The 22,293-nt window shown below is 63.4% G+C and carries 21 protein-coding genes and 1 pseudogene; 4 read left to right on the top strand and 18 right to left on the bottom strand.

Features of this window, described 5'->3' with window-relative positions:
* Nucleotides 1-95: 95 nt before the first annotated feature.
* The 7 genes from larD to rpsA form a co-directional block, all read right to left on the bottom strand.
* On the bottom strand, nucleotides 96-830 hold the full coding sequence (larD, locus tag EFAMC1_RS09805) for a D/L-lactic acid transporter LarD (protein WP_154054083.1): 735 nt from the start codon (nucleotides 828-830) through the stop codon (nucleotides 96-98).
* A 176-nt stretch (nucleotides 831-1,006) separates the two neighbouring features.
* Entirely contained in the window at nucleotides 1,007-2,278 is a 1,272-nt protein-coding gene (gene larA / locus EFAMC1_RS09810) for a nickel-dependent lactate racemase (protein ID WP_154054084.1), read from the bottom strand.
* A 330-nt stretch (nucleotides 2,279-2,608) separates the two neighbouring features.
* Entirely contained in the window at nucleotides 2,609-4,876 is a 2,268-nt protein-coding gene (gene uvrB / locus EFAMC1_RS09815; protein WP_293816318.1) for an excinuclease ABC subunit UvrB, read from the bottom strand.
* A 335-nt stretch (nucleotides 4,877-5,211) separates the two neighbouring features.
* Nucleotides 5,212-5,820 carry a dephospho-CoA kinase gene (gene coaE, locus EFAMC1_RS09820; RefSeq protein ID WP_154054085.1) on the bottom strand — a complete coding sequence of 203 codons (609 nt, stop codon included), beginning with the start codon at nucleotides 5,818-5,820 and terminating at the stop codon, nucleotides 5,212-5,214.
* Nucleotides 5,821-5,823: 3 nt separating this feature from the next.
* Entirely contained in the window at nucleotides 5,824-6,255 is a 432-nt protein-coding gene (locus EFAMC1_RS09825; protein WP_154054086.1) for a zinc ribbon domain-containing protein, read from the bottom strand.
* A 240-nt stretch (nucleotides 6,256-6,495) separates the two neighbouring features.
* Nucleotides 6,496-7,539, bottom strand: coding sequence for a gamma-glutamyl-gamma-aminobutyrate hydrolase family protein (locus EFAMC1_RS09830; RefSeq protein WP_154054087.1), 1,044 nt, complete (start codon nucleotides 7,537-7,539; stop codon nucleotides 6,496-6,498).
* A gap of 207 nt (nucleotides 7,540-7,746) precedes the next feature.
* Nucleotides 7,747-8,904, bottom strand: a complete 1,158-nt coding sequence (rpsA, locus tag EFAMC1_RS09835) for a 30S ribosomal protein S1 (RefSeq protein WP_154054088.1) — start codon at nucleotides 8,902-8,904, stop codon at nucleotides 7,747-7,749.
* Nucleotides 8,905-9,243: 339 nt separating this feature from the next.
* Here rpsA and EFAMC1_RS09840 point away from each other — a divergent pair, with 339 nt between their 5' ends.
* Entirely contained in the window at nucleotides 9,244-9,984 is a 741-nt protein-coding gene (locus EFAMC1_RS09840) for an HAD family hydrolase (RefSeq protein ID WP_154054089.1), read from the top strand.
* A gap of 120 nt (nucleotides 9,985-10,104) precedes the next feature.
* Here EFAMC1_RS09840 and rnhA read toward each other — a convergent pair whose 3' ends face one another.
* Entirely contained in the window at nucleotides 10,105-10,587 is a 483-nt protein-coding gene (gene rnhA / locus EFAMC1_RS09845; RefSeq protein ID WP_154054090.1) for a ribonuclease HI, read from the bottom strand.
* A 333-nt stretch (nucleotides 10,588-10,920) separates the two neighbouring features.
* Between rnhA and EFAMC1_RS09850 the strand changes: the two genes are divergently transcribed.
* The 3 genes from EFAMC1_RS09850 (at nucleotide 10,921) to EFAMC1_RS09860 (ending at nucleotide 14,296) form a co-directional block, all read left to right on the top strand.
* Entirely contained in the window at nucleotides 10,921-12,231 is a 1,311-nt protein-coding gene (locus tag EFAMC1_RS09850) for an Nramp family divalent metal transporter (RefSeq protein ID WP_154054091.1), read from the top strand.
* Nucleotides 12,232-12,330: 99 nt separating this feature from the next.
* Nucleotides 12,331-13,671, top strand: a complete 1,341-nt coding sequence (locus tag EFAMC1_RS09855) for an AAA family ATPase (RefSeq protein WP_154054092.1) — start codon at nucleotides 12,331-12,333, stop codon at nucleotides 13,669-13,671.
* A 1-nt stretch (nucleotide 13,672) separates the two neighbouring features.
* Nucleotides 13,673-14,296: an RloB family protein gene (locus EFAMC1_RS09860; protein ID WP_261981868.1), complete on the top strand. Its 624-nt coding sequence runs from the start codon at nucleotides 13,673-13,675 to the stop codon at nucleotides 14,294-14,296.
* 170 nt (nucleotides 14,297-14,466) lie between these two features.
* Here EFAMC1_RS09860 and EFAMC1_RS09865 read toward each other — a convergent pair.
* From EFAMC1_RS09865 to EFAMC1_RS09910, 10 genes and pseudogenes are all read right to left on the bottom strand, one after another.
* Nucleotides 14,467-15,192 (bottom strand): annotated as a pseudogene (locus EFAMC1_RS09865) (L-ribulose-5-phosphate 4-epimerase).
* A 105-nt stretch (nucleotides 15,193-15,297) separates the two neighbouring features.
* Nucleotides 15,298-15,777, bottom strand: a complete 480-nt coding sequence (locus EFAMC1_RS09870) for a PTS sugar transporter subunit IIA (protein ID WP_154054094.1) — start codon at nucleotides 15,775-15,777, stop codon at nucleotides 15,298-15,300.
* A 36-nt stretch (nucleotides 15,778-15,813) separates the two neighbouring features.
* Nucleotides 15,814-16,695 carry a class II fructose-bisphosphate aldolase gene (locus EFAMC1_RS09875; protein WP_154054095.1) on the bottom strand — a complete coding sequence of 294 codons (882 nt, stop codon included), beginning with the start codon at nucleotides 16,693-16,695 and terminating at the stop codon, nucleotides 15,814-15,816.
* A 40-nt stretch (nucleotides 16,696-16,735) separates the two neighbouring features.
* On the bottom strand, nucleotides 16,736-17,395 hold the full coding sequence (locus EFAMC1_RS09880; RefSeq protein ID WP_154054096.1) for a class II aldolase/adducin family protein: 660 nt from the start codon (nucleotides 17,393-17,395) through the stop codon (nucleotides 16,736-16,738).
* A 72-nt stretch (nucleotides 17,396-17,467) separates the two neighbouring features.
* Nucleotides 17,468-18,049: a hypothetical protein gene (locus tag EFAMC1_RS09885; RefSeq protein WP_154054097.1), complete on the bottom strand. Its 582-nt coding sequence runs from the start codon at nucleotides 18,047-18,049 to the stop codon at nucleotides 17,468-17,470.
* Nucleotides 18,050-18,096: 47 nt separating this feature from the next.
* Nucleotides 18,097-19,506, bottom strand: a complete 1,410-nt coding sequence (locus EFAMC1_RS09890) for a PTS galactitol transporter subunit IIC (RefSeq protein WP_154054098.1) — start codon at nucleotides 19,504-19,506, stop codon at nucleotides 18,097-18,099.
* Nucleotides 19,507-19,690: 184 nt separating this feature from the next.
* Nucleotides 19,691-19,975 carry a PTS sugar transporter subunit IIB gene (locus tag EFAMC1_RS09895; RefSeq protein ID WP_154054099.1) on the bottom strand — a complete coding sequence of 95 codons (285 nt, stop codon included), beginning with the start codon at nucleotides 19,973-19,975 and terminating at the stop codon, nucleotides 19,691-19,693.
* Between the two features lie 85 nt (nucleotides 19,976-20,060).
* Complete coding sequence (locus EFAMC1_RS09900; RefSeq protein WP_154054100.1) at nucleotides 20,061-20,579, bottom strand: YjbQ family protein; 519 nt, start codon at nucleotides 20,577-20,579, stop codon at nucleotides 20,061-20,063.
* Nucleotides 20,580-20,581: 2 nt separating this feature from the next.
* A complete protein-coding gene (locus EFAMC1_RS09905) occupies nucleotides 20,582-21,286 on the bottom strand; it encodes a triose-phosphate isomerase (protein ID WP_154054101.1) in 705 nt (234 codons plus the stop codon).
* Nucleotides 21,287-21,503: 217 nt separating this feature from the next.
* A complete protein-coding gene (locus EFAMC1_RS09910) occupies nucleotides 21,504-22,187 on the bottom strand; it encodes a GntR family transcriptional regulator (protein WP_154054111.1) in 684 nt (227 codons plus the stop codon).
* Nucleotides 22,188-22,293: the final 106 nt, after the last annotated feature.

Consider the following 22,293-nt stretch of genomic DNA (forward strand, 5'->3'; position numbering starts at 1 on the left):
CACGATGCCCAGGCCGGCTCTCGATACAGGAGGGGCGCACCCCCAAACGGGATGCGCCCCAAAAGGCTAGAGCTGACTATAGCGCTCATGCGCTCCTAGAACACGATGCCCAGCACATTGGTCACGAACAGGGCCGACACGACGGCACCCAAGAACGGGGCGATGCCCGGCACGAGCAGGCCGTACTTCCAGTTGTTGTCCGTCTTATTGGCGATGGGGAGCAGCTGGTAGGCGATGCGCGGGCCCAGGTCTCGGGCCTGGTTCATGGCGAATCCGGTGACGCCGCCGAGGCCCATGCCCACGGCCCACACGAGCAGGCCCACGCCGATGGCGAGGATGAGCACGTTGTCGCCGGCGCGGGAGGCGATGCAGAGGATGCCCGTCAGGAACACGAACGTGTCGAAGGCCTCGACGAAAAAGTTGCGCGGCAGGTCGTAGGACTCGTTGGTGGGGTTGGTCGAGAAGATGTTGCGCACGGCCACCGGGTCCACCGAATCGGCAGAGGCCTTGAAGTCGTCGGCATAGAGGAGCCACGCGATGACGGCGCCGCAGATGCCGCCGAGCATCTCGGCGATGACGTAGGGCACGAAGCTCGACCAGGGGATGAGGCCGATGATGGCCTGGCAGAGCGCCATGGCGGGATTCATGCAGACAGCGCCACCAAAGATGAAGAGGCAGACCGTGATGCCGAACGACCAGGTGGTGATTGCGAACATGTGACCCGAGCCACGGTACTTGCTGCCCTTGAGGACCTCGTCGCAGTGCACGCCGACACCGAAGACGATCATGAGGGCGGTTGCGCCAAACTCGGCAATGAGATTGTACGGCACGACCTTACCTTTCTCTCGCGTGTGGCCACATTTGTGTGCCACACATGGATTGCTGCCGTTTGCCGATTGGTGAGTATAAGACCACTCGGCACAAAAAACGCAGGCGTGCGCAAAAATGTTCAAAATCGCGCACGCCTGCGTGGTGTAGCGATGGGTACTCGCGGCGGACGTCGCGCCTAGCGAACCACCACGCCGAGACCGTCAGGGATGACGGCGACCTTGGCGTCGGCACCCTTGAGCTCGAAGGCCTTGGCGAGGGCCTCCTCGACGGTGTTGACCGGAATCATGTGCATGGCACGAATCATGTCGTGGTCGCACAGGTCGGTGACCATGATCACGGGGTGGTGCGCAAGGATGCGGGCGAAGATCTGCGCGGTCCACTGGTCCGGCAGGGTCTTGTCCTTGGGCGTGTCGATGCACTGGCGCTCGAACTCCGCCGGGTCATTCTCGGAGATGGACTTGTAGAGGCCCTCGCCGCCGTGACCGTCGGCGCAACCGGCGATGTCGATGATCACGCCGCCGTCCTCGAGCGTGGCCTCGGCAGCCGTCATGCCCTTAACGGCCTGATAGATGTTCTGGTCCAGTGGGTAGCCGCCGTTGGTGGTGATGGCGATGTCGCACGGGACCTTGTCCACGCCAGCAAGCTCCTTCACGAAGTCGCAGCCGGCCTCGTGGGCCTTGTGGATGTCACCGGCGAAGGCGCCGATGACCTCGTGCTTGCCGTTGAGCACCACGTTGAGGATGAACTTGAGGCCGGCCATCTCGGCGGCGGCCATCATGTCCTCGTGAATCATGTTGTGGGAGAGGTTGCCCGGGCGCGAGTTCTTGTCGTTGACGAACTGGCCGTTGTGGTTGTACATAATCGTCTTGTAGGAGGCGATGCCGGGCAGGACGGCCTTGCGCGAGCCGGAGAAGCCCGCGAAGAAGTGCGGCTCGATGAAGCCCTCGGCCAGCAGCAGGTCGGCCTCGGCGGCAATCTTGTTGATGATGCACTCGCCACCGGAGGGCAGGGTGCCCACCTTGACCATCATGGAGTCGTCCGTGGAGACGTGCATGACGATCTCCTCGTTGGCCACGATCTCCTCGCCATACTTGTTGACGAGCTCCTCGTGCGTGGAGGGACGGTGCATGCCTGTGGCAACCAGGATGCGCACGCGGGCATCAGGTGCGGCGGCGTGGATCCGGCGCAGCTCGATGGGCATGGTCACCTTGGAGGGTACCGGACGCGTGTGGTCGGAGCTGATAATGACGATGTCCTTCTTGCCGGCGCAGAGCTCTTCGAGCGTGGGAGAGCCAAAGGGGTGGTCGAGTGCGTCCTCGACGAGCTGCTCCTGGGTCTTGTCAGTCTTGAACTCGTTCTGGTGACCGATGAGCGTGCCGGCGAAGTTCTTGTCCTCGAGCCTGACCGTCTTCGTAGTGTGGTCGAACGGGACTTCCATCTCGAACATGGTTGGATGCCTCCTGAGCCTGTTACCGTGCGTGCCTGTCTGCCTATGCTCCGGGCGAGCCATTCCGCTCAGGCCGCTCGGACGCGTCGTCGTGCCTTGGATATGCCGTTCGCGGCCTAAAACCTACCGCTCACGGCCGTTGCATATTGTGGACCGGATTGCGGACAATGCAAGCCTTGATTTGCCGATGACGGACAACCCGGCGAAACCGTTCGGAAACGCAGATGCCCGCATGTCCCCGCGTGCATGACGCGCGCGATGACCGTCGCGAAAAGCCCCGACGCGCGGAGACCGTGAGACGACAAAGCCCCGACGCCCGGTACCCCACGCCTACTTGCGGCGCGGGCGGTACTTCCTGCGGGTCGCGTGCGCGCTTCCCTTGCGGGCACCCGCCTTGAGTCGAGCCATGACCTCGTCCTCCGTGGTGCCCTCCACCTTCGAGCGCAGCTCGACGAGCTGGTCGCGCAGGGCCGCCGCGCGCTCGAAGTCCATGGCCTCGCTCGCCGCCGCCATGTCGCTCTCGAGCGTCTCCATGAGCCGGGTGAGTTCCTCCCTCGGCAGCTTCTTCGCGAGCTCCTCGGCCACGGCACGCGCCGTGTCCTCATCCTGGCCCGCCCCCTCCCCGGCTCCCCCATCCGCCGACAGGCTCTCGAAGGCGCCATGGCTGCCCGTACCGTGGCGATCCCGGGTCTTGCCGTCAACCGTCTTCTCGGCCTGCTCGATGAAGCTCGAGATGTCGGCGATGGACTTCTTGACCGTCTTGGGCACGATGCCATGCTCCTCGTTGAACTTCTCCTGCAGGGCGCGACGACGACGCGTCTCGTCGATGGCGATGCGCATCGAGTCGGTCACCACGTCGGCATACATCACCACCTCGCCATGGGCGTTTCGGGCCGCGCGACCCATCGTCTGAATGAGCGAGCGGCGGTTGCGCAGGAACCCCTCCTTGTCCGCGTCGAGGATGGCCACGAGCGAGACCTCGGGGATGTCGAGGCCCTCCCTCAGGAGGTTGATGCCCACGAGCACGTCGATCTTGCCGGTGCGCAGGTCGCGGATGATGTCGATGCGGTCGAGGGTGGCCGTGTCGGAGTGCATGTAGTTGACCTTGAATCCTTCGTCGAGCAGATGGTCGGTGAGGTCCTCCGCCATGCGCTTGGTGAGCGTCGTCACGAGCACGCGCTCGCGACGCTTGACGCGCATGCGAATCTCCTCGGTGAGGTCATCGATCTGGCCACGCACGGGGCGCACATCGATCTTGGGGTCGAGCAGGCCCGTGGGGCGAATGATCTGCTCGACCTCCTGCTGGCTCACCTGCTCCTCGTAGTCTCCCGGCGTGGCCGAGACGTAGAGGAACTGCGGGATGCGGGCCTCGAACTCGTCGAAGCGAAGTGGTCGGTTGTCAAGGGCGGACGGCAGGCGAAAGCCATGCTCGACCAGGGTGATCTTCCTCGAGCGGTCGCCCTCGTGCATGCCGCGAATCTGTGGCACGGTCACGTGGGACTCGTCGATGATGCAGAGCATGTCCTTGGGAAAGTAGTCGACGAGCGTGTAGGGAGGCTCGCCGGGCTTTCGCCCGTCGAGGTGGCGCGAGTAGTTCTCGATGCCGTTGCAGTAGCCCATGTTCTCGAGCATCTCGAGGTCGTAGGCGGTGCGCTGCTGGAGGCGCTGCGCCTCGAGCAGCTTGTCCGAGGCCTTGAGCTGCGCCACGCGCTCGGTAAGCTCAGCGTTGATGGTGTCGAGCGCGTGGTTGATCTTGGGCCGCTCGGTGACGTAGTGGCTTGCCGGCCAGATGGGAATGGCGTCGAACTCGCGGAGCAGCTCGCCCGTGACCTCGTCGATCTCGGCGATGAGCTCGACCTCGTCGCCGAAGAACTCGATGCGCAGGGGATGCTCGGCATAGGGAGGGAACACGTCCACCCGCTCGCCACGTACGCGGAAGCACCCGCGGGCAAGGTCGACGTCGTTGCGGTCGTACTGGATGTTGATGAGCGCCCGTATGAGGTCGTCGCGCTCGAGCGGCTCGTCCTTCGACACGTTGGGGGCAAGCCCGGCGTAGTCCTCCGGGCTCCCGATGCCGTAGATGCAGCTTACCGAGGCCACGACGATGACGTCCCTGCGGGAGAGCAGGCTCGCGGTGGCCTGGTGGCGGAGCTTCTCGACCTCCTCGTTGATGGAGGCATCCTTCTCGATGTAGGTGTCGCTCTGCGGCACGTACGCCTCGGGCTGGTAGTAGTCGTAGTACGAGACGAAGTAGACCACCGCGTTGTTGGGGAAGAGCTCGCGCATCTCCGAGGCGACCTGCGCCGCAAGCGTCTTGTTGGGCTCCATGATGAGGGTGGGCTTGTTCACGGCCTCGATGGTCTTGGCCATGGTGAAGGTCTTGCCCGAGCCCGTGACGCCCATGAGCGTCTGGTAGCGCAGGCCGTCCTCGATGCCCTTCGCGAGCTTGGCGATGGCCTGGGGCTGGTCGCCCGCAGGCTTGAACGGGCTCACCACCTTGAGGGGCTCGCCGGACGCCTCCACGCCAAAGCGCATGAGCTCCGCGCCATAGTGTCCCTGGAGCTCCTGCTGGGGAGCTCCCATAGCGTTGTCGGCCATCGCTTAACTCCTCCTCCGGAACGGCAGATGGGTGGCGCTCATGGCTACCTCGTCTCTTCCCCCCGAGGGTATGGAGGATCTCGCAGGCGTGGTATGGACAGCCGGGGGAATCTGACGTGTCGCTCTGGGCACGCGAGGCCAAGCCTCGGCGGGCGCCTGCGCTGGCTCCTGTCGTCGATAAGATACTAACACATGTTCGGGTACATGAGTTCGTAAACCTTGACGACAACGAACCCTCCGGCGACACCCGCAAAGCCGCCCAAACCCATCCAGAAAACCCTCCGCCATCGCAAACGGCGAGCGTACCAGCCGTCAGCCCGCGGCTCCCCGCCCCGCTAGCCGCGTGCCCTCTCGCCCTTCCACCAGGCGTCGACCGCGGCCTCGAGCCTCTCGGCGTTGCCGGAGTTGTCGATGACATCGGTCGCATGGGAGCGCAGGTACTCCTCCGACGGCTGTTGCGCGACGCGCCGGTCGAAGTCGGCACCCGTCATGCCCCGGCCGATCGCGCGGGAGCGACGCAGCACCATGGGGGCAACCACCACGAGCACGTCGTCGGCAAGGGGCAGGAGGTCCTCCACCCGGTCGAGCAGGGGCACTTCCACCACGGCAACCACGGGGGCCGTCGCCGCGCAGCTCGTGTTGGTGAGAATCTGCGTGAGCCGCGCCTTGATGGCAGGCATCTCGATCCGCTCGAGGCGCCGCGTGTCGGCGGCAGAGTCGAACGCGCGCACGGCCAGCCCATGCCGGTCGAGCTCGCCCGCCTCGGGGTCGATCAGGTCGTCGCCGAACTCCGCCGCAATCTGATCGAGCACCTCGCTGCCGGGAGCCACGACGTCGCGCGCAATCTGGTCGAGGTCGCAGAGCCACGCGCCGCGCCTGGCCAGCAGCCGGGCCACCGTCGACTTGCCGGAGGCGATGCCACCCGCGAGAAAGACCGTGCGCATGGGCTAGGCCCTCCCGTCGAAGCGGGCGTGGCACTTGGGGCACGTGACGCGCACCTTGCCCTTTCCCCTCGGGATGCGCACGCGCTGCCCGCACGAGGGGCACGTGAGGTGCTTGTACCCCCGCGCCTCGCGAGCGGCGGCCATCGGGTTCGCGAGCCAGGACAGCACGGGGCCAAGGCGGCGTGAGGCCTCGGCGACCTCGGCACGACGCCGGGAGACGTCCTTGGAGGAGATGCGGAACCACGAGTACGCCAGAAGCGCAAGCGCAGCGATCGCAAAGGCGGAGTTTCGCGTGATGAGGTTGACCACGACGAGCACGACGGCCACGTTGGTGCAGGCCGAGCTCACCTCGTCGGCGCCGTTGCGCCCCAGCGCCCACGCGCCCAACCTCCGCTGGGCCTCTTCCATCCTGCGCTGAAAGTCACCCTTGGCCATGCCAGCCTCCATCCGTGCCCGCCGACGGCGCGACGCGACCGCCAGACGCGGGCCATCGCGTCACGAATGGCTATTCTACCCAGACGGCAGCGCCCCGACGGCAAGGCGGCCCCGCGCGCCCATGCCCTACGGAAAGCTCACGCACGAGACGCCAGAATCCGAGATGGGCAACGGGGCCCGACGCAGGCAAACAGACAGGTCCACCACGCCAGACGGCGAAGCCCAATGGAAAGCGCAGCCCTAGGCCGCAGAGACCGAGCAGCTCCCGTCGCTGCCCGCGACGCACACCGGGCCGGCCGGCACCGCGGCACCCTCGCCCAGGCCGGCGCGCCAGCACCACTTCCCCGCCGCCGCCAAGACGAAGTTGCGCCACAGCGAGGCGTCGGAGGCCTGCGTGGTCCACGTGTACTCGGGATGCCACTGGACGCCCAGACAGAAGCGGGCGTCGCTCACCTCGATAGCCTCGATGACGGCGTCGGTGGAGCGCCCCGAGACGACGACGCCCTTGCCGGACGTGAGCGCGCACTGGCGGTGGTTGGAGTTGGCCTTGATGACGCCCCCACCACCGACGCAGCGGGCAAGCAGCGTTCCCGGCTCCACGACAACCTCGTGCACCGGCTCCCAGTGGGCGCCCCAGTGCTTCCAGTGCCCCACGAGCGGACACGGAAGACCCAGCAGGTCGCGGGAGACCTTACCGCCCGTCACAAAGTTGAGCAGCTGCTCACCGCGGCAGATGGCAAGCAGTGGCTTGTCCGCGTCGAGCACGGCCCGGACGAGCGGGATCTCCAGGGCGTCGCGTGGGTCGGAGAGGGCCTTGTCGCCGGAGGGGTCCTCGCCCCAGAGCGTGGGGTCGGGACCGGCGCCGCCCGGCAGGGCAAAGCCATCGCACAGCTCCACGTAGGAGCGGATGAGGGCCGCGTCCTGCGTGATGGGCATGATGACGGGCATGCCGCCCGCCGCCACGATGGCCTCGAGGAACATGTCGGTGGCGTACTCGTTCGAGCTCGTGCGCTCGCCCTCCCCCGGCTGCCAGCACGGGGTCACGCAGATGACGGGGCGCCGGCCGCCCAAACCGGACGAGGCCTCGGAGCCGGCGCGCTCGGCCGCCTCGGCACGCCGCAGCGTGTCGGCCTCCGCCGCCCAGTTGCGCTCGCCGTCATCGGAAATCTCCCGGGGCAGGCCCTCGATGAAGTCGAGCGCGTCGGCGGGAATGTTGGCGAGGTAGTCATGCGTGCTGATGGTGGAGCCGCCCATGCGACCGTCCACCTTGTCCTTGTCGCTCACGTGCGGACCTCCTCTCGCCTGACCGCCCCTGCGGGCTCCTCCGTATATAGAACGATACTATATCCTATAAACCCACCGTGTTGAAGGGTTTGAATTTAAGCTTCGAGCAGACAGCGTATCGCTCCCGTCAAAGGGAAGACGAGCCGCGGCGCCGCGATACGAAAAGGGCCGCCCGAAGGCGGCCCTCACAGCGCTTGGAAGATAAGGCTACTCGGCCTTCTCGTCCTCCGGCTTGTCCATCGGAGCCACGGCGACCTCGAAGCCGAGGGTCTCGGCGGCGGCCTTCATGGACAGGGAGATGCGGCGACGGTCGAGGTCGATCTCCATGACCTTGACCTGCACCTTGTCGCCCACCTTGCAGACCTGTGCGGGGGCGTCGACGTGCTGCTTGGCCATCTCGGAGATGTGGACCAGGCCCTCGATGCCGTCACCGAGGTCGACGAAGGCGCCAAACGGCACGAGCTTCGTGACGGTGCCCTCGACGATGGCGTCGACCGGGTACTTCTTGACGAGCGTGCGCCAGGGATCCTCGGTGGTCTGCTTGAGACCGAGGGAGATGCGCTCGCGATTGAGGTCGACGTCGAGCACCTGAACCTCGACCTCCTGGCCGACCTTGACGACCTCGGAGGGGTGGTTGACGTGGTTCCAGGAGAGCTCGGAGATGTGGATCAGGCCGTCGATGCCGCCGAGGTCGACGAAGGCGCCAAAGTCGACGATCGAGGAGACCGTGCCCTTGAGGCGCATGCCCGGCTGGAGCTTCGAGAGGATCTCGGAGCGCTCGGCCTTGCGGGCCTCCTCGAGCACGACGCGACGGGAGAGGACGACGTTGTTGCGGTTGCGGTCCATCTCGATGACGCGGGCCTCGATGCGGGTGCCGAGGTAGGCGTTGAGGTCCTTGACGCGACGAAGGTCGACGAGCGAGGCGGGCAGGAAGCCACGCAGGCCGATGTCGAGGATGAGACCGCCCTTGACGACCTCGATGACCTCGCCCTCGACGTTCTCGCCCTTCTGGAACTTCTCCTCGATGCGGTTCCAGGCGCGCTCGTACTCGGCGCGCTTCTTGGAGAGCACGAGGCGACCGTCCTTGTCCTCCTTCTGGAGAACCAGGGCCTCGATCGTGTCGCCGAGGCTCACGATGTCGGCGGGGTTGGCGTCCTTGCGGATGGACAGCTCACGCACGGGAATGACGCCCTCGGACTTGAATCCGATGTCAAGCAGGACCTCATCGCGCTCGATCTTGACGACGGTACCGGTAACCAGGTCACCCTCGTCAAAGTCGGTGATGGTGCCGTCGATGAGCTTGTTCATCTCATCGGTGGACACGTCGTCTAGCGAGAAGACGGACGAGTTCTGAATCTCACTCAAAGGTGGACCCCTTTCGGAAACGGGGCCCCGATGCTCATGCGCATCGCCTGCGATGTCCCTGGGCCGCGATCTCGCCCGAGGCCACCAACTCGGATTTACATTGCTCGGGGGCCGACAGATATGGTGCGCGAGCGTCCGGACTCGCACGTCTTGATAGGATACCTTCCTCGCCCTTGACATTTCAAGATAAACTCTGCCATGTGGACGGATTTTTCGTTGTCGTTACAAACGCCTTTTTGGGGACTGACGGGCCGCTGGACTAGAATGGGGACTCGCGATGGGGCATGTCCCCCGGGGTCCCGTGCGGTGCGGCGGCCCGACCGCCCGCAAGGAGGCTTCATGATCAAGGCCGTCCTGTTCGACATGGACGACACGCTGCTCGACATCAACCTCATGGCATTCGTGGCGCTCTATGCGGCGGACATGTCGAGGATCCTGTCGGAGATATCCGGGGAGAGCCCGCTCGTGCTGGCGGCGGCCCTCGGTCGCTGCTACCTTGCGATGGCAGACCCCAAGCGGGCCGACGGCCTCACCAACTTCCAGGTCTACGCGCGCGAGTTCCGCCGCATCACGGGCGTGCCGGTCGACGAGCCACACACACGCGTGGCCCTGCGCTTCTACGAGCGCGAGCTGCTTCCCAGGCGGGGCTCGGGCATCGTGGCGGCCCGTCCCATGCCAGGCGGGCGCGAGGCGGTGGAGATGGTCTGCAAGCTTGGGCTTCGCACGGCGCTCGCCACCAACCCGAGCTTCTCGGGCCCGTGCATCCACACGCGCATGAAGTGGGCCAACATCTCAGACCTGCCGTTCGAGCGCGTGAGCCACATGTGCAACTCCACGCGCCTGAAGCCGAGCGCCCGCTACTACGCCGAGTTCACCTCCGCCCTGGGCCTGCACCCGGAGGAATGCCTCATGGTGGGAAACGACGCCCGGCGCGACTTCCCGCGGCCCGACATCGGGATGCGCACCATATATGTGGGACACGCGCGGCCCAGCAAGGCCGTCTGGAGCGGCCGGATGAGCGAGCTTGCGAGCGAGCTTCCCGCCATCGTCGACCGCTGCAACGTGGAGGACGCCCACTAGGGACGCCCGCCGAGATGCGCAACACGGGGAGCGGCCCATCCCTCGGTCGGGGTCACTTTGCTTCGCAAAGTCCCTTAGCCCCTCCCTCCGGGACGGGCCGCTCCCCGTGCTGTGCACAAGTTAGTCGGTGAAGCCCTCGTCGGTGAGGAGGGTGGCCTTGGGGGCGGTGGCGGCCTTGACGGCCAGGTGGTCGCAGCGCTCGTTGAGCTCGGCACCGGCGTGGCCGCGCACCCACACGAAGCTCACGTCGTGCGGCTCCATGGCCTTAAGCAGGCGCTTCCAGAGGTCGGGGTTCTTGACCGGCTCCTTCTTGGCGTTCTTCCAGTCGCGACGCTGCCAGCCGCTCACCCAATGCTTGTTGAAGGCGTTCACCACGTACTGCGAGTCGCTGTGGACCTCCACCTCGCAGGGACGGCGCAGGCACTCGAGCGCCGCGATCACGCCCATGAGCTCCATGCGGTTGTTGGTGGTGCGCGCATAGCCGGCCGAGAGATCGCGCTCGTGAAGCGTGCCCGCCGCGTCCGTGTAGCGAAGCACTGCCCCGTAGCCTCCCGGCCCCGGGTTTCCCCTGCTCGACCCGTCCGTGTAGACGATGACCCTCATGCGCATCCTCCCTCGTTCCCGCTCCCAGGAACCCCTGGCAAGGCTCCCTACCCTACCCCAAGGTCGCGGTCCGGCCAAGAAGAGGGTGCGGCCAAGCGGGCACGGGGCGAAGGAGTGGGCAAGTCAGAGAGGCGCGGAGACCAGAGTGTGACAAATCATCCGGAAGATAATGCTACACGCGAATGGGACGCGGCACGAAAATGTGTCAAATCATCCGGAAGGAAATGTGACGGGTTGGGGCGGCATAAAGGTCCCGTTAAGTTATCCTTAGCTAACTCCCCGTGAGCGCACTACCATGTCTCGCTGGGGAGAAGAGTCGTCCAGGGGAGAAGCATGGCACAGGACAAGACTGACGACGCGACGGCCACCAGGGTCGCCCAGACCCCGCGCGAGCGGGTCCACAGCAAGCTGTTCGGCACCAACCACTCGGGCCACCACGGCGGCCTCGACATCTTCAAGTGGATCGGCCCCGGCCTGCTCGTGACGGTAGGCTTCATCGACCCGGGCAACTGGGCCTCCAACATGGCGGCCGGCTCCACCTTCGGCTACACGCTGCTCTGGGTGGTCACGCTTTCGACCATCATGCTCATCGTGCTGCAGCACAACGTGGCGCACCTCGGCATCGTGACGGGCGAGTGCCTTGCCGAGAGCTGCTCGCACCACCTGCGGCCGTGGGTGGCCCGCCTTGTGCTGGGATCCGCCCTGCTCGCAACCGTGGCCACGATGATGGCCGAGGTGCTGGGCGGGGCCATCGCGCTCAACATGCTCTTTGGGATTCCCGAGAAGATCGGCAGTGTCCTCACGGCGGCCGCGGCGCTGGCCCTGCTGCTCACCAACTCCTACGGCAAGATCGAACGCATCATCATCGGGTTCGTGTCGCTCATCGGCCTGGCCTTCCTCGTGGAGATCGCCATGGTGCGCGTGGACTGGCCGGCGGCAGCCGTGGGCTGGGTGGTTCCCGCCATGCCCGCCGGCTCAAGCACCATCATCGTGAGCGTGCTGGGGGCCGTGGTGATGCCGCACAACCTGTTCCTGCACTCCGAGGTGATCCAGAGCCAGCACTACGAGGGGCAGGGTGAGGAGGTCGTCCGCGAGCGGCTTGACCACGAGTTCGTCGACACGCTGTTCTCGATGATCGTGGGCTGGGCCATCAACAGCGCCATGGTGATACTGGCCGCCAGCACGTTCTTCTCGCAGGGGATTGTCATCGACGACCTGTCGCTCGCCGCCGCCACGCTGGAGCCCTTGCTGGGACCGGCCGCCCGCGTCATCTTCGCGCTGGCGTTGCTGTTCGCCGGGCTCTCCAGCTCCGTGACGGCGGGCATGGCGGCCGGCACCATCTCGTCGGGCATCGCCAACGAGCCGTACGACATCCACGACCGCCACAGCTCCCTGGGCGTCATGGGGACGTTCGTCCTGGCCGTGGTGGTGATCTTCTTCGTGACCGACCCGTTCCAGGGCCTCGTGTGGAGCCAGGCGCTGCTGTCGCTGCAGCTCCCCATCACGATCTTCACGCAGATCTGGCTCACGAGCTCGTCAAAGGTGATGGGGGCCTACGCCAACGGGCCGTGGCTCAGGGTGCTGCTCGTGGGCATCGGCGCGGTGGTCACGGTGCTGAACGTCATCCTGCTCACGGGGGTGTAGGCGGGCCCTTCGACGCTCGGGCAATCCGGCGCGCCGGTGCATAGGCAAACTATTACAAGCAGCGTGATAATATCTCTTTACGTGTTCTAAGGAGATAGCATGCTAATCGGCTTTAGGGTCGAGAACTGGAAATCCTACTCGGACCCGGCAGAGCTCAACCTCGTGGCGTCCCGGGAGCGCCGCGGCAGGGCATCCCTCTCGTCCGTCGACGGCTTTCGCTCCCTCAAGGTGCTGCCCACGGCGGCAATCTACGGAGGTAATGCGTCGGGGAAGACGTCGCTCTTCCAGGCCCTGGACTTCCTGCGCAACTTCATCGTGCTCGGAGTTGGCGTAGGAGAGCCTGTTCCAGTAGCCCCGTTCAGGCTTGACCCCAAGCTGCAGGCCTCGCCCACGTCGTTCGAAGTGACCTTCCTCGCCAACGGAATCGTGTACCAGCTCCTCGCGAACGTATCCCGAGACAACGTGCACTCGGAGTCCCTGTGGGTCATGAAGGACAAGCACGACCCAATCCTCGTCTATTCCCGCGAAGGCGGCAACTACGAGTTTGGGGAGGGTGCATTCTCGGAACCGGAGCGAACGGAGTTCGTCGCAAAAGGGACGAGGGCAAACCAGCTCTTCATAAACGCGGCGGCTCAGCAGAGCGTCGCTGAGATCATGGGCGCATACGCGTGGTTTAGGGATTCCCTTGCGCTTGTCGGGGTCTCCTCGCAAAACCGCTCGCTCGGCCTCTACTACACGAGGCCCAACTTCCTCGAGTTCGCGTCGGCAACCCTGTCGAGCCTGGACACCGGCATAGATAGCATCTCCGGCGACGAGGTTGACGTCGACTCCCTCCCGCTCCCCAAGGAGGTGTTGTCAAGCCTGGCGGTATCGGATAACCCCAGCGAACAGCGATCGATGGTTCTGAGGATGGAGCAGTCCGGGGACTACCCGAGCGACATGTTCTTCATCGACCGAGACGAAGGCGGGATTCGGGCGCGGAGACTTGTGACCAAGCACCGCAACTCAGAGGGCAGGCTCGTCCCGTTCTCCCTTGCTCTCGAGTCATCAGGCTCGAGGCGTCTCGTCGAGCTCATGCCGATGCTGTTCGACCTACTTGGCGGCTTCGAGGACTCCAAGAGGGTCTACGTCGTCGACGAGCTCGACCGCTGCCTCCACTCCATGCTCACCTCGAAGCTCGTAGACGGATTCCTCCGCACCTGCGGCCCCACGTCGCACCGCCAGCTCCTCTTCACGACGCAGGACCTGCTCCTCATGGACCAGTCCGTGCTGAGAAGGGACGAGATGTTCATTACCGAACGTGACGGGGAGGGCAGGTCGTCCCTCGTCAGGCTCGACGAATACGAGGGGTTGAGGCCTGATCTCGACCTGCTCAAGAGCTACCTCGACGGAAGGTTTGGCGGGGTTCCCATGTTCCGAGACGACATCGGCGGTGAATGAGATGGGCGCGAGAAGAGAGGCGCTGAAGCCACCGAAGCGGGCGACGAGACGCCAAAGGCGCATAGTTCAGGTCGTTGCAGAAGGAGAGACCGAGCTTGACTACCTGCGCCTCAACTCCGTACGTGCCTTGATTCGAGACGCAGGCGACGTAAGTCTCTCCATTGTCGATCATCACAAGGGCCAGACCGACCCAGCCAGCCTCGTCAAGACGATGACGTCCAAGGGCAGGGGCCCTCGAGACCTGCAGAGAAACGACGAGCAGTGGCTCGTCATGGACGTCGACGAATGGACGCCGGGACAGATGCGCAAGGCCGTCGAATGGGCATCTAAGGACCAGCGGCGAGGACTTGCCATAAGCAACCCGAAGTTCGAGGCCTACCTCTTGCTTCACTTCCCGACCACAGGAAGACCCAGCGCGGAGGCTCACCGCGTGGAGACAGAACTCAAGCGACACATGCCCGACGGGTTCAAGAGGCTTGCTCCGACCACCTTTACGGGAAAACAGGTCATTACGGCCACGACAAGATCACGGGAGCTCGGCGCAAACGATAAGAAGGGCATGCCGGACAAGGGCTTGTCTTCGTTCCATCTGCTCGTTGAGTCCTTGATCACTCGACGAGGCTAGGAGGGTACCTTGCGCTTACGCGGCAGCGCGGGCGCCAGATACGAAAAAGCCGTCCGACACGCATGCCGGACGGCTTGGATGCGGCGGAAGATCAACGCCACTAGCAGCGAGTTCGAGCCTACGCAAAGAGCGTGGAAGAAGCACGCTCGCCCCAGGACCCGCGTCGGTGGCTACTTCCCCGGCTGGCCGTAGTAAGCGTTGGGTCCGTGCTTGCGATGGTAGTGCTTGTCGAGAAGGTACTGAGGAGCCAGGCACTCGGCAGCGGGCTTGTCGGCAGCCATGGCCAGAAGCTCAGTATCGCGGCTCATCTTGGCAATCTCCTCGATGACGGCGGCGCGGTAGACGGCTGCCGCGGCATCCTTGCCCCAGCTGAACGGCCCATGATTGCGAACGAGGCAGCCCGGGTGGGAGACGGGGTCGATGCCCTCCCCCTTCTCGAAGCCCTCCTGGATGACCTTGCCCGTGTTGAGCTCGTAGGCGTTCTCTATCTCTTCTTTCGTGAGACCCCTCGTGCACGGGACGGAGCCGAAGAAATAGTCGGCCTGCGTGGTCCCGTAGCAGGGGATGTCACGCCCCGCCTGCGCCCAGGACACAGCCGCGGAGGAGTGTGTGTGGACGATGCCACCAATCCGGTCACCCCACACACGGTAGAGATACGCGTGCGTGGGCATGTCACTGGAAGGATTGAGCTCTCCCTCAACGACCTTACCGTCGAGGTCACAGACCACGAGAGACTCGGGCGACAGCTTGTCATAGTCAACGCCGGACGGCTTGATGACGAACAATCCACGCTCTCAATCGAGGCCGGACGCGTTGCCCCACGTGAAGATCACAAGCCCGTGCTTGGGCAGATCCATGTTCGCCTCATAGACCTCGTCACGAAGTTCCTTGAGCATAAAGAGAGACACCTCCATGAAAAGAATAATGTCTCCCATTTCTTGGGGGATATGCCCCGTCAGCGAAATGGGAGACCTCCTAACGAACAAGCAAAATGTGAAGAACTAGTCCTGCTCGCAGTACTTCGTGATGGTGTCGACCATGCCCTGCTGCGTGGTCTGGGCGAGAATGTCCTTCACAGCGTCCTCGTTGATGAAGATCTTCATGAGCGCCTGAAGAATGGCGACCTGGCTCTCCTCGTGGGCCTTCACTCCAAGGTTGACGATGAGCTGCGTCGGTACCTCGCCACCCATGCCGGCCATGCCCTCGAAGACGATCGGCGTCTTAGGCTTGACCACGGCGATGTACGGCTTGATAAGGTGCTCGGGGTCCGTGTGAGGCACAGCGACCTTGATGGCGGGGCAGTCAAGACCGGTGGGGTAGTTCTTCTCACGAGTTTTGATGGCGTCGAACCAAGAGTCCTTGATATAACCCTTCTTGGAAAGCTCGGCACCGAGCTTCTCGAAGAAGTCCTCGCGATCCTTGGCCTCGAAGTCGAAGAAAACGAGCTCGGGCTTGAACAGGCTGGTATCAACTGCAGACATGGAATACCTTTCGAACGCAAACGGAATGAAAACGCCTTACGCCACCGGGTCGGCGCCGTTGGCGAAGACCTTGATGACGTGGGTGAAGTCCTCGACGAGGCGGTCGTAGGCGGCCATGGTGAGGTCCTGCCAGTAGATCACGGAGTCGGCGTTCTTGGCCTTCATGTCCTCGATCGTCTTCTCCGCGGCCTCGCCGGCGAACTTGGCGCCGTAGGTGAAGTAGTTGATCTTGCGGATGCCGGCGTCGATGGCCCTCTTGTAGTCGGCGTCGGACACGCCGGAGCCGCCGTGCATCACGAGCGGCGCATCGATGCGCTCGCGGATCTCCCTGAGCACGTCGAAGTCCAGGTGCGGCTCGCCCTTGTAGATGCCGTGGACGGCGCCGAAGGAGACGGCGAGGACGTCGGTGCCGGTCTCCTCGACGAACTCCCTGGCGTCCTCGGGGTTGGTGTAGACGGCCTCGCCGACGTGGTCGTTCTCGTGGCCGGCGCCGTTCTCGCGCGTGCCCATGGAGCCGAGCTCGCACTCGAGGCCGCAGTCGTAGCCGGCGCACATCGCGGCGGCGCGGCGGGAGTTGGCAACGTTCTGCTCGTAGGGGGTGAAGGATCCGTCGAACATGGCGCCGTTAAAGCCCATCTCCAGGGCACAGCGCATGTAGGACAGGTGCTCGCAGTGGTCGAGGTGGACGCAGACCGGGGCGCTCGAGCGCTCGGCCAGGGCGACCATGGCCGGCCCGATGGCGTCGAGCGGCACGAAGGGCTCGTGGCCCTCGGCGTGGGCGATGATCACCGGGTAGCCGGTCCGCTCGGCCGCGGCGATGGCGGCGCGGACGGCCTCGAGGCTCGGCGTGTTGAACGAGCCGAGCGCCATGTTGTTCTGCTCGGCGATGGCGCAGATGTCACGAAGATTGACAAGCATGCTAATCAGCCTTTCTTGAGCGAGGATACCGGAGGACGAACTACTTCTGCTCGTTGAGCGGGTGCTGACCGTAGCGGTGGAACGTGGCGACGGCCTCGTCGATCTGCTCCTGGGTCATGGTTGCCATCTCACGGCTCGTAGAGAGCGCGACCGTGATCGTCTTCGCCGCCTCCTCGAGATACACGCAGGAGAACAGCGCCTGCCGCAAATCGCGGCCAACGGCAAGCACGCCATGGTTCTTGAGAACGACCGCAAGACGGTCGCCGATGTACTCGACAGCCTTCACACCCATGGACAGGGAACCGGGGTCACCGTAGGACGCAACCGCAACAGGGCCTTCGGTGGCGTTGGCGAGTGTGGAAAGGTTGCACGGAATTTCATCCATGACGAGACCGAGTCCTGTCGCATACGGCTGGTGCGTGTGGATGATGGCACCCACACGAGACATCTTGTTGTAAACGTAAAGCAGCGCCTCGGTATCGACGGAGGCCTTACGCGTGCCTTCCACAATGTTGCCGTCCGGGTCTACGACGAGGATGTCGTCGGCGACCATCTCGTCGTAAATCATGCCAGACGGCGTAACGAGAATGTGATCCTTGTCGACGCGCCAGCTCACGTTGCCGCCAGATAGAGCAATCAGGCCATAGCGATCAAGCTTCAGAGCGGCATCCAGTACTTGCTGTTTTTCATTCTCAAACATCTTCTCGACATTCTCCTTAGGTTTGAAAACCAGCAGCGGGACAATACCTAACGGCTACGGCGACACGCCCAGCTACTTGGGCTGAGTGTGCGCGCGCCTGTTCTTCGTTAGTTTTTTTACGAAACCCGGGCGTGCGGCACGCTCGTATTCCTTAATGGCCTGCTCGTTCTTCAAGTACTCGGTGTTGACCCGACGGGCACGCGCCTTGATGGTCTCGGGGTGCTTTCGGTACTCGATGTCCTGGATGCGCTGAAAAAGTTCATCCCCCTCGGACATGACCTTGGTCTGGAGCCAATAGCGTCCCCGGAGGAAGCCGCCACCGTTGATTCGCACATACATCTTTCCAGCACTGGGGAACTCGCGGACGCGAAACTCGTTAACATCCGAGAGCTCGTATCGGTCGGTACGGCCAAATGCCGAAAACGCTATGGCATCGTCTTCGATGACGACTTCCCTGGGATTGGAAATGGAAACGAACGTGTTCCACACCTGATAGAACGCAACGCACGCAAAGATGGATAGAAGCGCAGGGGGCAAAAAGAGGCCCTTCACGGCACAGACCATGCACACAACTACCAGAAAAAGGCAAAAGACTCCGGTGGCGAGAACCTCGATGTTAAAGAAAGGCTGCTCGAACGTGTAGGTCTTCTTCATGTGGGCCTCCAAAGGACACGGGGCCCTAAGGCCCCGCAGTCCAATTGCTACTTCGCGGCAGCCTCGGTGGCAGCCTCGGCCTCGTGCATGGCCTTGGCCTCCTTGAGGATGCGAGCACGGTTCCAGAAGGCCATGCCGCCGGCAATCACCGCGACGATGGCAGTGCCGATATAGCCCAGGTAGCCGTTGAGACGAACGATGACCCAGGTGAGCGGGTTAGCTCCGTCGCAGATAGAGGAGATCGCGGAGGCACCGCCCATGTCGAACTGGACGTTCTGGGCTGCCGTGGTGATGAGCGGGGACAGGTCGGTAGCGATGTAGAAGCCAATCGTCAGGACGATGATGCCCGTGATGATGCCGCGGAAGCCGTTCTCCTTCACGGTCGGGGTGATGAGGACGAACATCCAAGGGATGACGGCGAGGTCGGCAAAGGGCATGACCTTGTTACCCGGAAGGATTACGGCGAGCAAAATCGCGAAGGGAACGAGTACGAAGGAGATGGCCATGGTGACGGGGTGGCCGACGCCCACGGCGGAGTCGAGGCCGATGTAAATCTTGCCACGGTTCTTGAAGTGCTTCTGGACGAACTTGCCGCCCGCGTCAGAAATGGGCAGCAGGCCCTCCATGAGCAGTGCGGCCATCTTCGGGATGAGCACAAGGACGCCACCGAGGGAGACGGCGAGCGTGAGGACGCTCATGTCGCCAGAGGCAGCCGGGATGAAGGGGTAGCCGGCAAGGAAGCCGATGACCAGGCCAATGACGGAACCGATCAGGATCGGCTCCCCGAAGACGCCGAAGCGCTTCTGGATGACGTCCATGTTGATGTCAATGTCCTTGACACCGGGGATGTGGTCAAAAATCCAGTTGAAGAGCATGGCGATAGGCGCATAGGCGGCAGTGAAGCCGTGCGGCAGAGAGACGCCAGGCATCTTGAGCGACTTCTCGACCTCGGGGGCGGTGTAGTCGCCGAGAACCATGACGATAATCATGTTGAGTACAGCGGCAATGACGCCAAGCACGATGTTGTCACAGACGATGGCCACCAGGGCACCGGTGAAGGCGAAGTGCCAGTAATCCCAGATGTCGACGTCGACGGTCTGCGTGGTGTTCGTAAGCAGCATGACGATGTTCACGATGAGACCAAGCGGGATGATGATGATGCCGACCGTCGAGCCCATGGCGATAGCGGCAGCAGCGGGCCAGCCGACGTCGATGACGGAGAGACTCAGGCCAAAGCGCTCGATCATCTGCTGGACGGCGGGAGAAAGCGTCGTGCCGAGCAAGCTGTTGATGACAAGGTTCAGGCCGATGAAGCCGACGCCTACCATGAGGCCGGCTCGCAGGCTCTTGCCGAAACCTGCCCCCAGAGCACAACCAAGAATCGTAATGACAATGGGCATTACGACGGAGACACCCATGTTTGAAACCGCAGAGAAGAAGCCAATAACTGCGTCCATTGAGTAACCTCCCTTTCCTTTACTTCCTATTATTTAAACCCGATAGGGAGCAGAACCAAAATGCCGTCCTACCCCATTGCCCCCTGCGAGGAGCAAGCACTCGCTCACCAAAGAAAACCGAGCGAAAAGACCGGGGTGCAGGCCAAGCGCACGATACGCCCCGGTATGCCTAAATACGAAGGTTCTACTTCTCCATCAGCTTGAGAATCTCCTGCTGCGGAGCCTCAACGCCAAAGCCCATGAGGAAGGGCACACCGTTCACATAGTCACACTGCAGACCGGCGGGTGCGGTAGTGGTAGCCACGAGAAAATCGTAGTTCGGGGACTTCTCGGGCGCTTCGGAAACACGGCACTGGGTGATCTCATACTGGCCCTTATAACCGTTAGCATCGAGAAACTCCTCGATGGTCTTACGCACGGCCGTAGAGGTGCAGATGCCCGAGCCACATGCCATCAAAATACGCTTCATACCGATACCTCCAAATTATCACGGTCTCCCGTGTCATTCAAAGCCCGCTTCGGCGGACTCCTGAACGCCAAAATAGTAGGGACTTCTACTCCCCCATCACCACAACCTTGACGCGGCGGGTGCGCTCGCGCGTGCGGTCGAAGTCGACGAAGAAGATGCTCGCGAGGCCGTTCATCTCGAGCTTGCCGCCCGCGACCTCGAAGACCTGGCTGCGACCGACGAGCGTGGAGCGCAGGTGAGCGTCGCCGTTCCAGAGGGACTTGCGTCCGTCCGGGAGGTACGAGGCACCGTTGGGCCACGACTCGACCTCCTCGAAGTGACGCTCGCCGGGATAGCGATACGTGCTCCAGTCCTTTTGCTCCGGGAAGATCTTGTTGAGGCCGTCGGAGAGGTCGGCCTGCAGGAAGGTGTCACCAGCGGGAGTGTGATCGTGATCGAACTCGTCCTCGTAGACCGCGCAGGTGGTGTGGCAGGAGATGACGGTGACCGTGCCCTCCTTGATGCCGCTTTCCTCGACGACCTTGTTGACCTCCTCGGTCACGTCAACGTACGTGGGCTTGTCGGCCTCGGTCTTGAGCGAGAACTCACCCTTGTAGACGGTCATGCCTAGGCCTCCTTGCAGAAGTCGGTGCGGGCCTTGTCGAGGGCCGCGAACATCTCGTCAAGCGTGGCGAACGGGTCGTCGGCAGCAACGATGCCGGAGGTGCCACCCGTGCCGTCAGCGCCGTACTTGATGGCGTCATAGACGTTCTGGCCGCTGTGAATGCCGGCCGCCTGGAGCACCAGCGTGTCGGGCGAGACGGCCTTGACGGCCTCGGTGGAGGCGCGCATGTAGTCCTCGCCGGCAACGGTGCCGGTGCCGATGAGGCTCGTGAGCTCGCAGACAATCACGTCGGGCTTGAGACCGGCAATCCACTTGCCTTCCTCGACGGAGTCGGCGCAGACGACCGTGAGGATGCCGAGCTCGTTGGCGCGGGCGATCGTGGCGGCCAGCTCATGGGCGGTCGCGGGGTTCTCGGCATGGTTGAGGAACGTGGCTTTGACGCCGGCGGCGGCGAGCGCCTCGGGCAGGATGTGGCCCATGCCGCGACCCGGCTTCAGGCTCTCCATGTTCTGGGCGCACGGCACAAGGTGCGGGCACGTCGCGATGATGTGCGGAAGATCCACGAGCTGCGCAGTGAACAGACAGTCGAAGTCATACTGCTCGCACAGCTTGTCGGTCTTCTTAGCAAGCCTGTAAATAACATCCCCATAGAGGTACGACTTTGGGTTGACGACGAAAAACGGCCTTCTGAGCTTTGCTTTCTCCACGCCTCGTCTCTCCTCTCGTCCCCGCCGGCGAAGCTTTGGGCATCCGCCGGCCCGGCTTATCACTCCATCGTTCAGAGCAACTTGTTCATGTTTGCCTGAACAAGTACTTGTATAAGCTTTTCTGAACAAGTCGGAGAGGACAACGTGCCCATAGCCGGCGAACGGCAAGTCTTTTCCTCTGAACGGTATTAGGGCTATATCGAGGATGCCGGAGAGGCTAGTCCGGTTGTACTGCCGTACCCACGATGGACTGACCGGGCTTGAGCCAGGTGTTGCTCCATTCGATTGCGGCTCCGTCCTCAAGGCGAATGGTCTGCTCAAGGAGCAGCACCGCCGCCGACTCGTCACAGCCGAGAAGCTCGCCGTGCTCACGCCCGGCAACTCTCGCCTGGTAGCGCATAACGGAGTACTTGATCTTGCGATGCGAGCACTTCTGCACCGCGTCAAACAGCGACTCCCTCTCGAAGTCCATCGCATCGAGCCCCGGGCACTCAGAGAGGCTTGACCAGCTCTCTTGGCACATGACGGGTTCGCCATCCACGAGGCGGACACGGCGCATGAACATGACGGCGGTCGCTGGCTTAACATCGAGTTCGTAAGCAACGTCAGCCGGCGCCGGAATCACGCGCTTGTCCACGACGCGTGTCACAAATGCCTTGCCCTGCCTATGGAGCGACTCCGCGAAGGATATTGGCCTGACACCCGCCGGATGTGAGATGCCAGGCTCCGCGACGAACGTGCCGCGTCCATGCTGCTGGACGAGCAGCCCCTCCTCGACGAGCGACTTGAGCGCCCTGCGCACCGTTCCGCGCGAGATGCCAAACTGCTGCATCAGCTCGTGTTCCGAGGGGATACGGGCGTTGACAGCCCATTCGTGGCTGTAAATCCTCTCTCGGAGGATGTCGGCAAGTTGGACGTGAAGTGCGGCATTGGGACGCGCCGCAAGGGTGTCATGGTCTTCACTACTTTTGCGCGACGCCCCAGGATGACGCGGAGCCGCACCCTGA

It is taken from the genome of Olsenella uli (assembly GCF_901212675.1).
In the GTDB taxonomy this organism is placed as follows: domain Bacteria; phylum Actinomycetota; class Coriobacteriia; order Coriobacteriales; family Atopobiaceae; genus Parolsenella; species Parolsenella uli_B.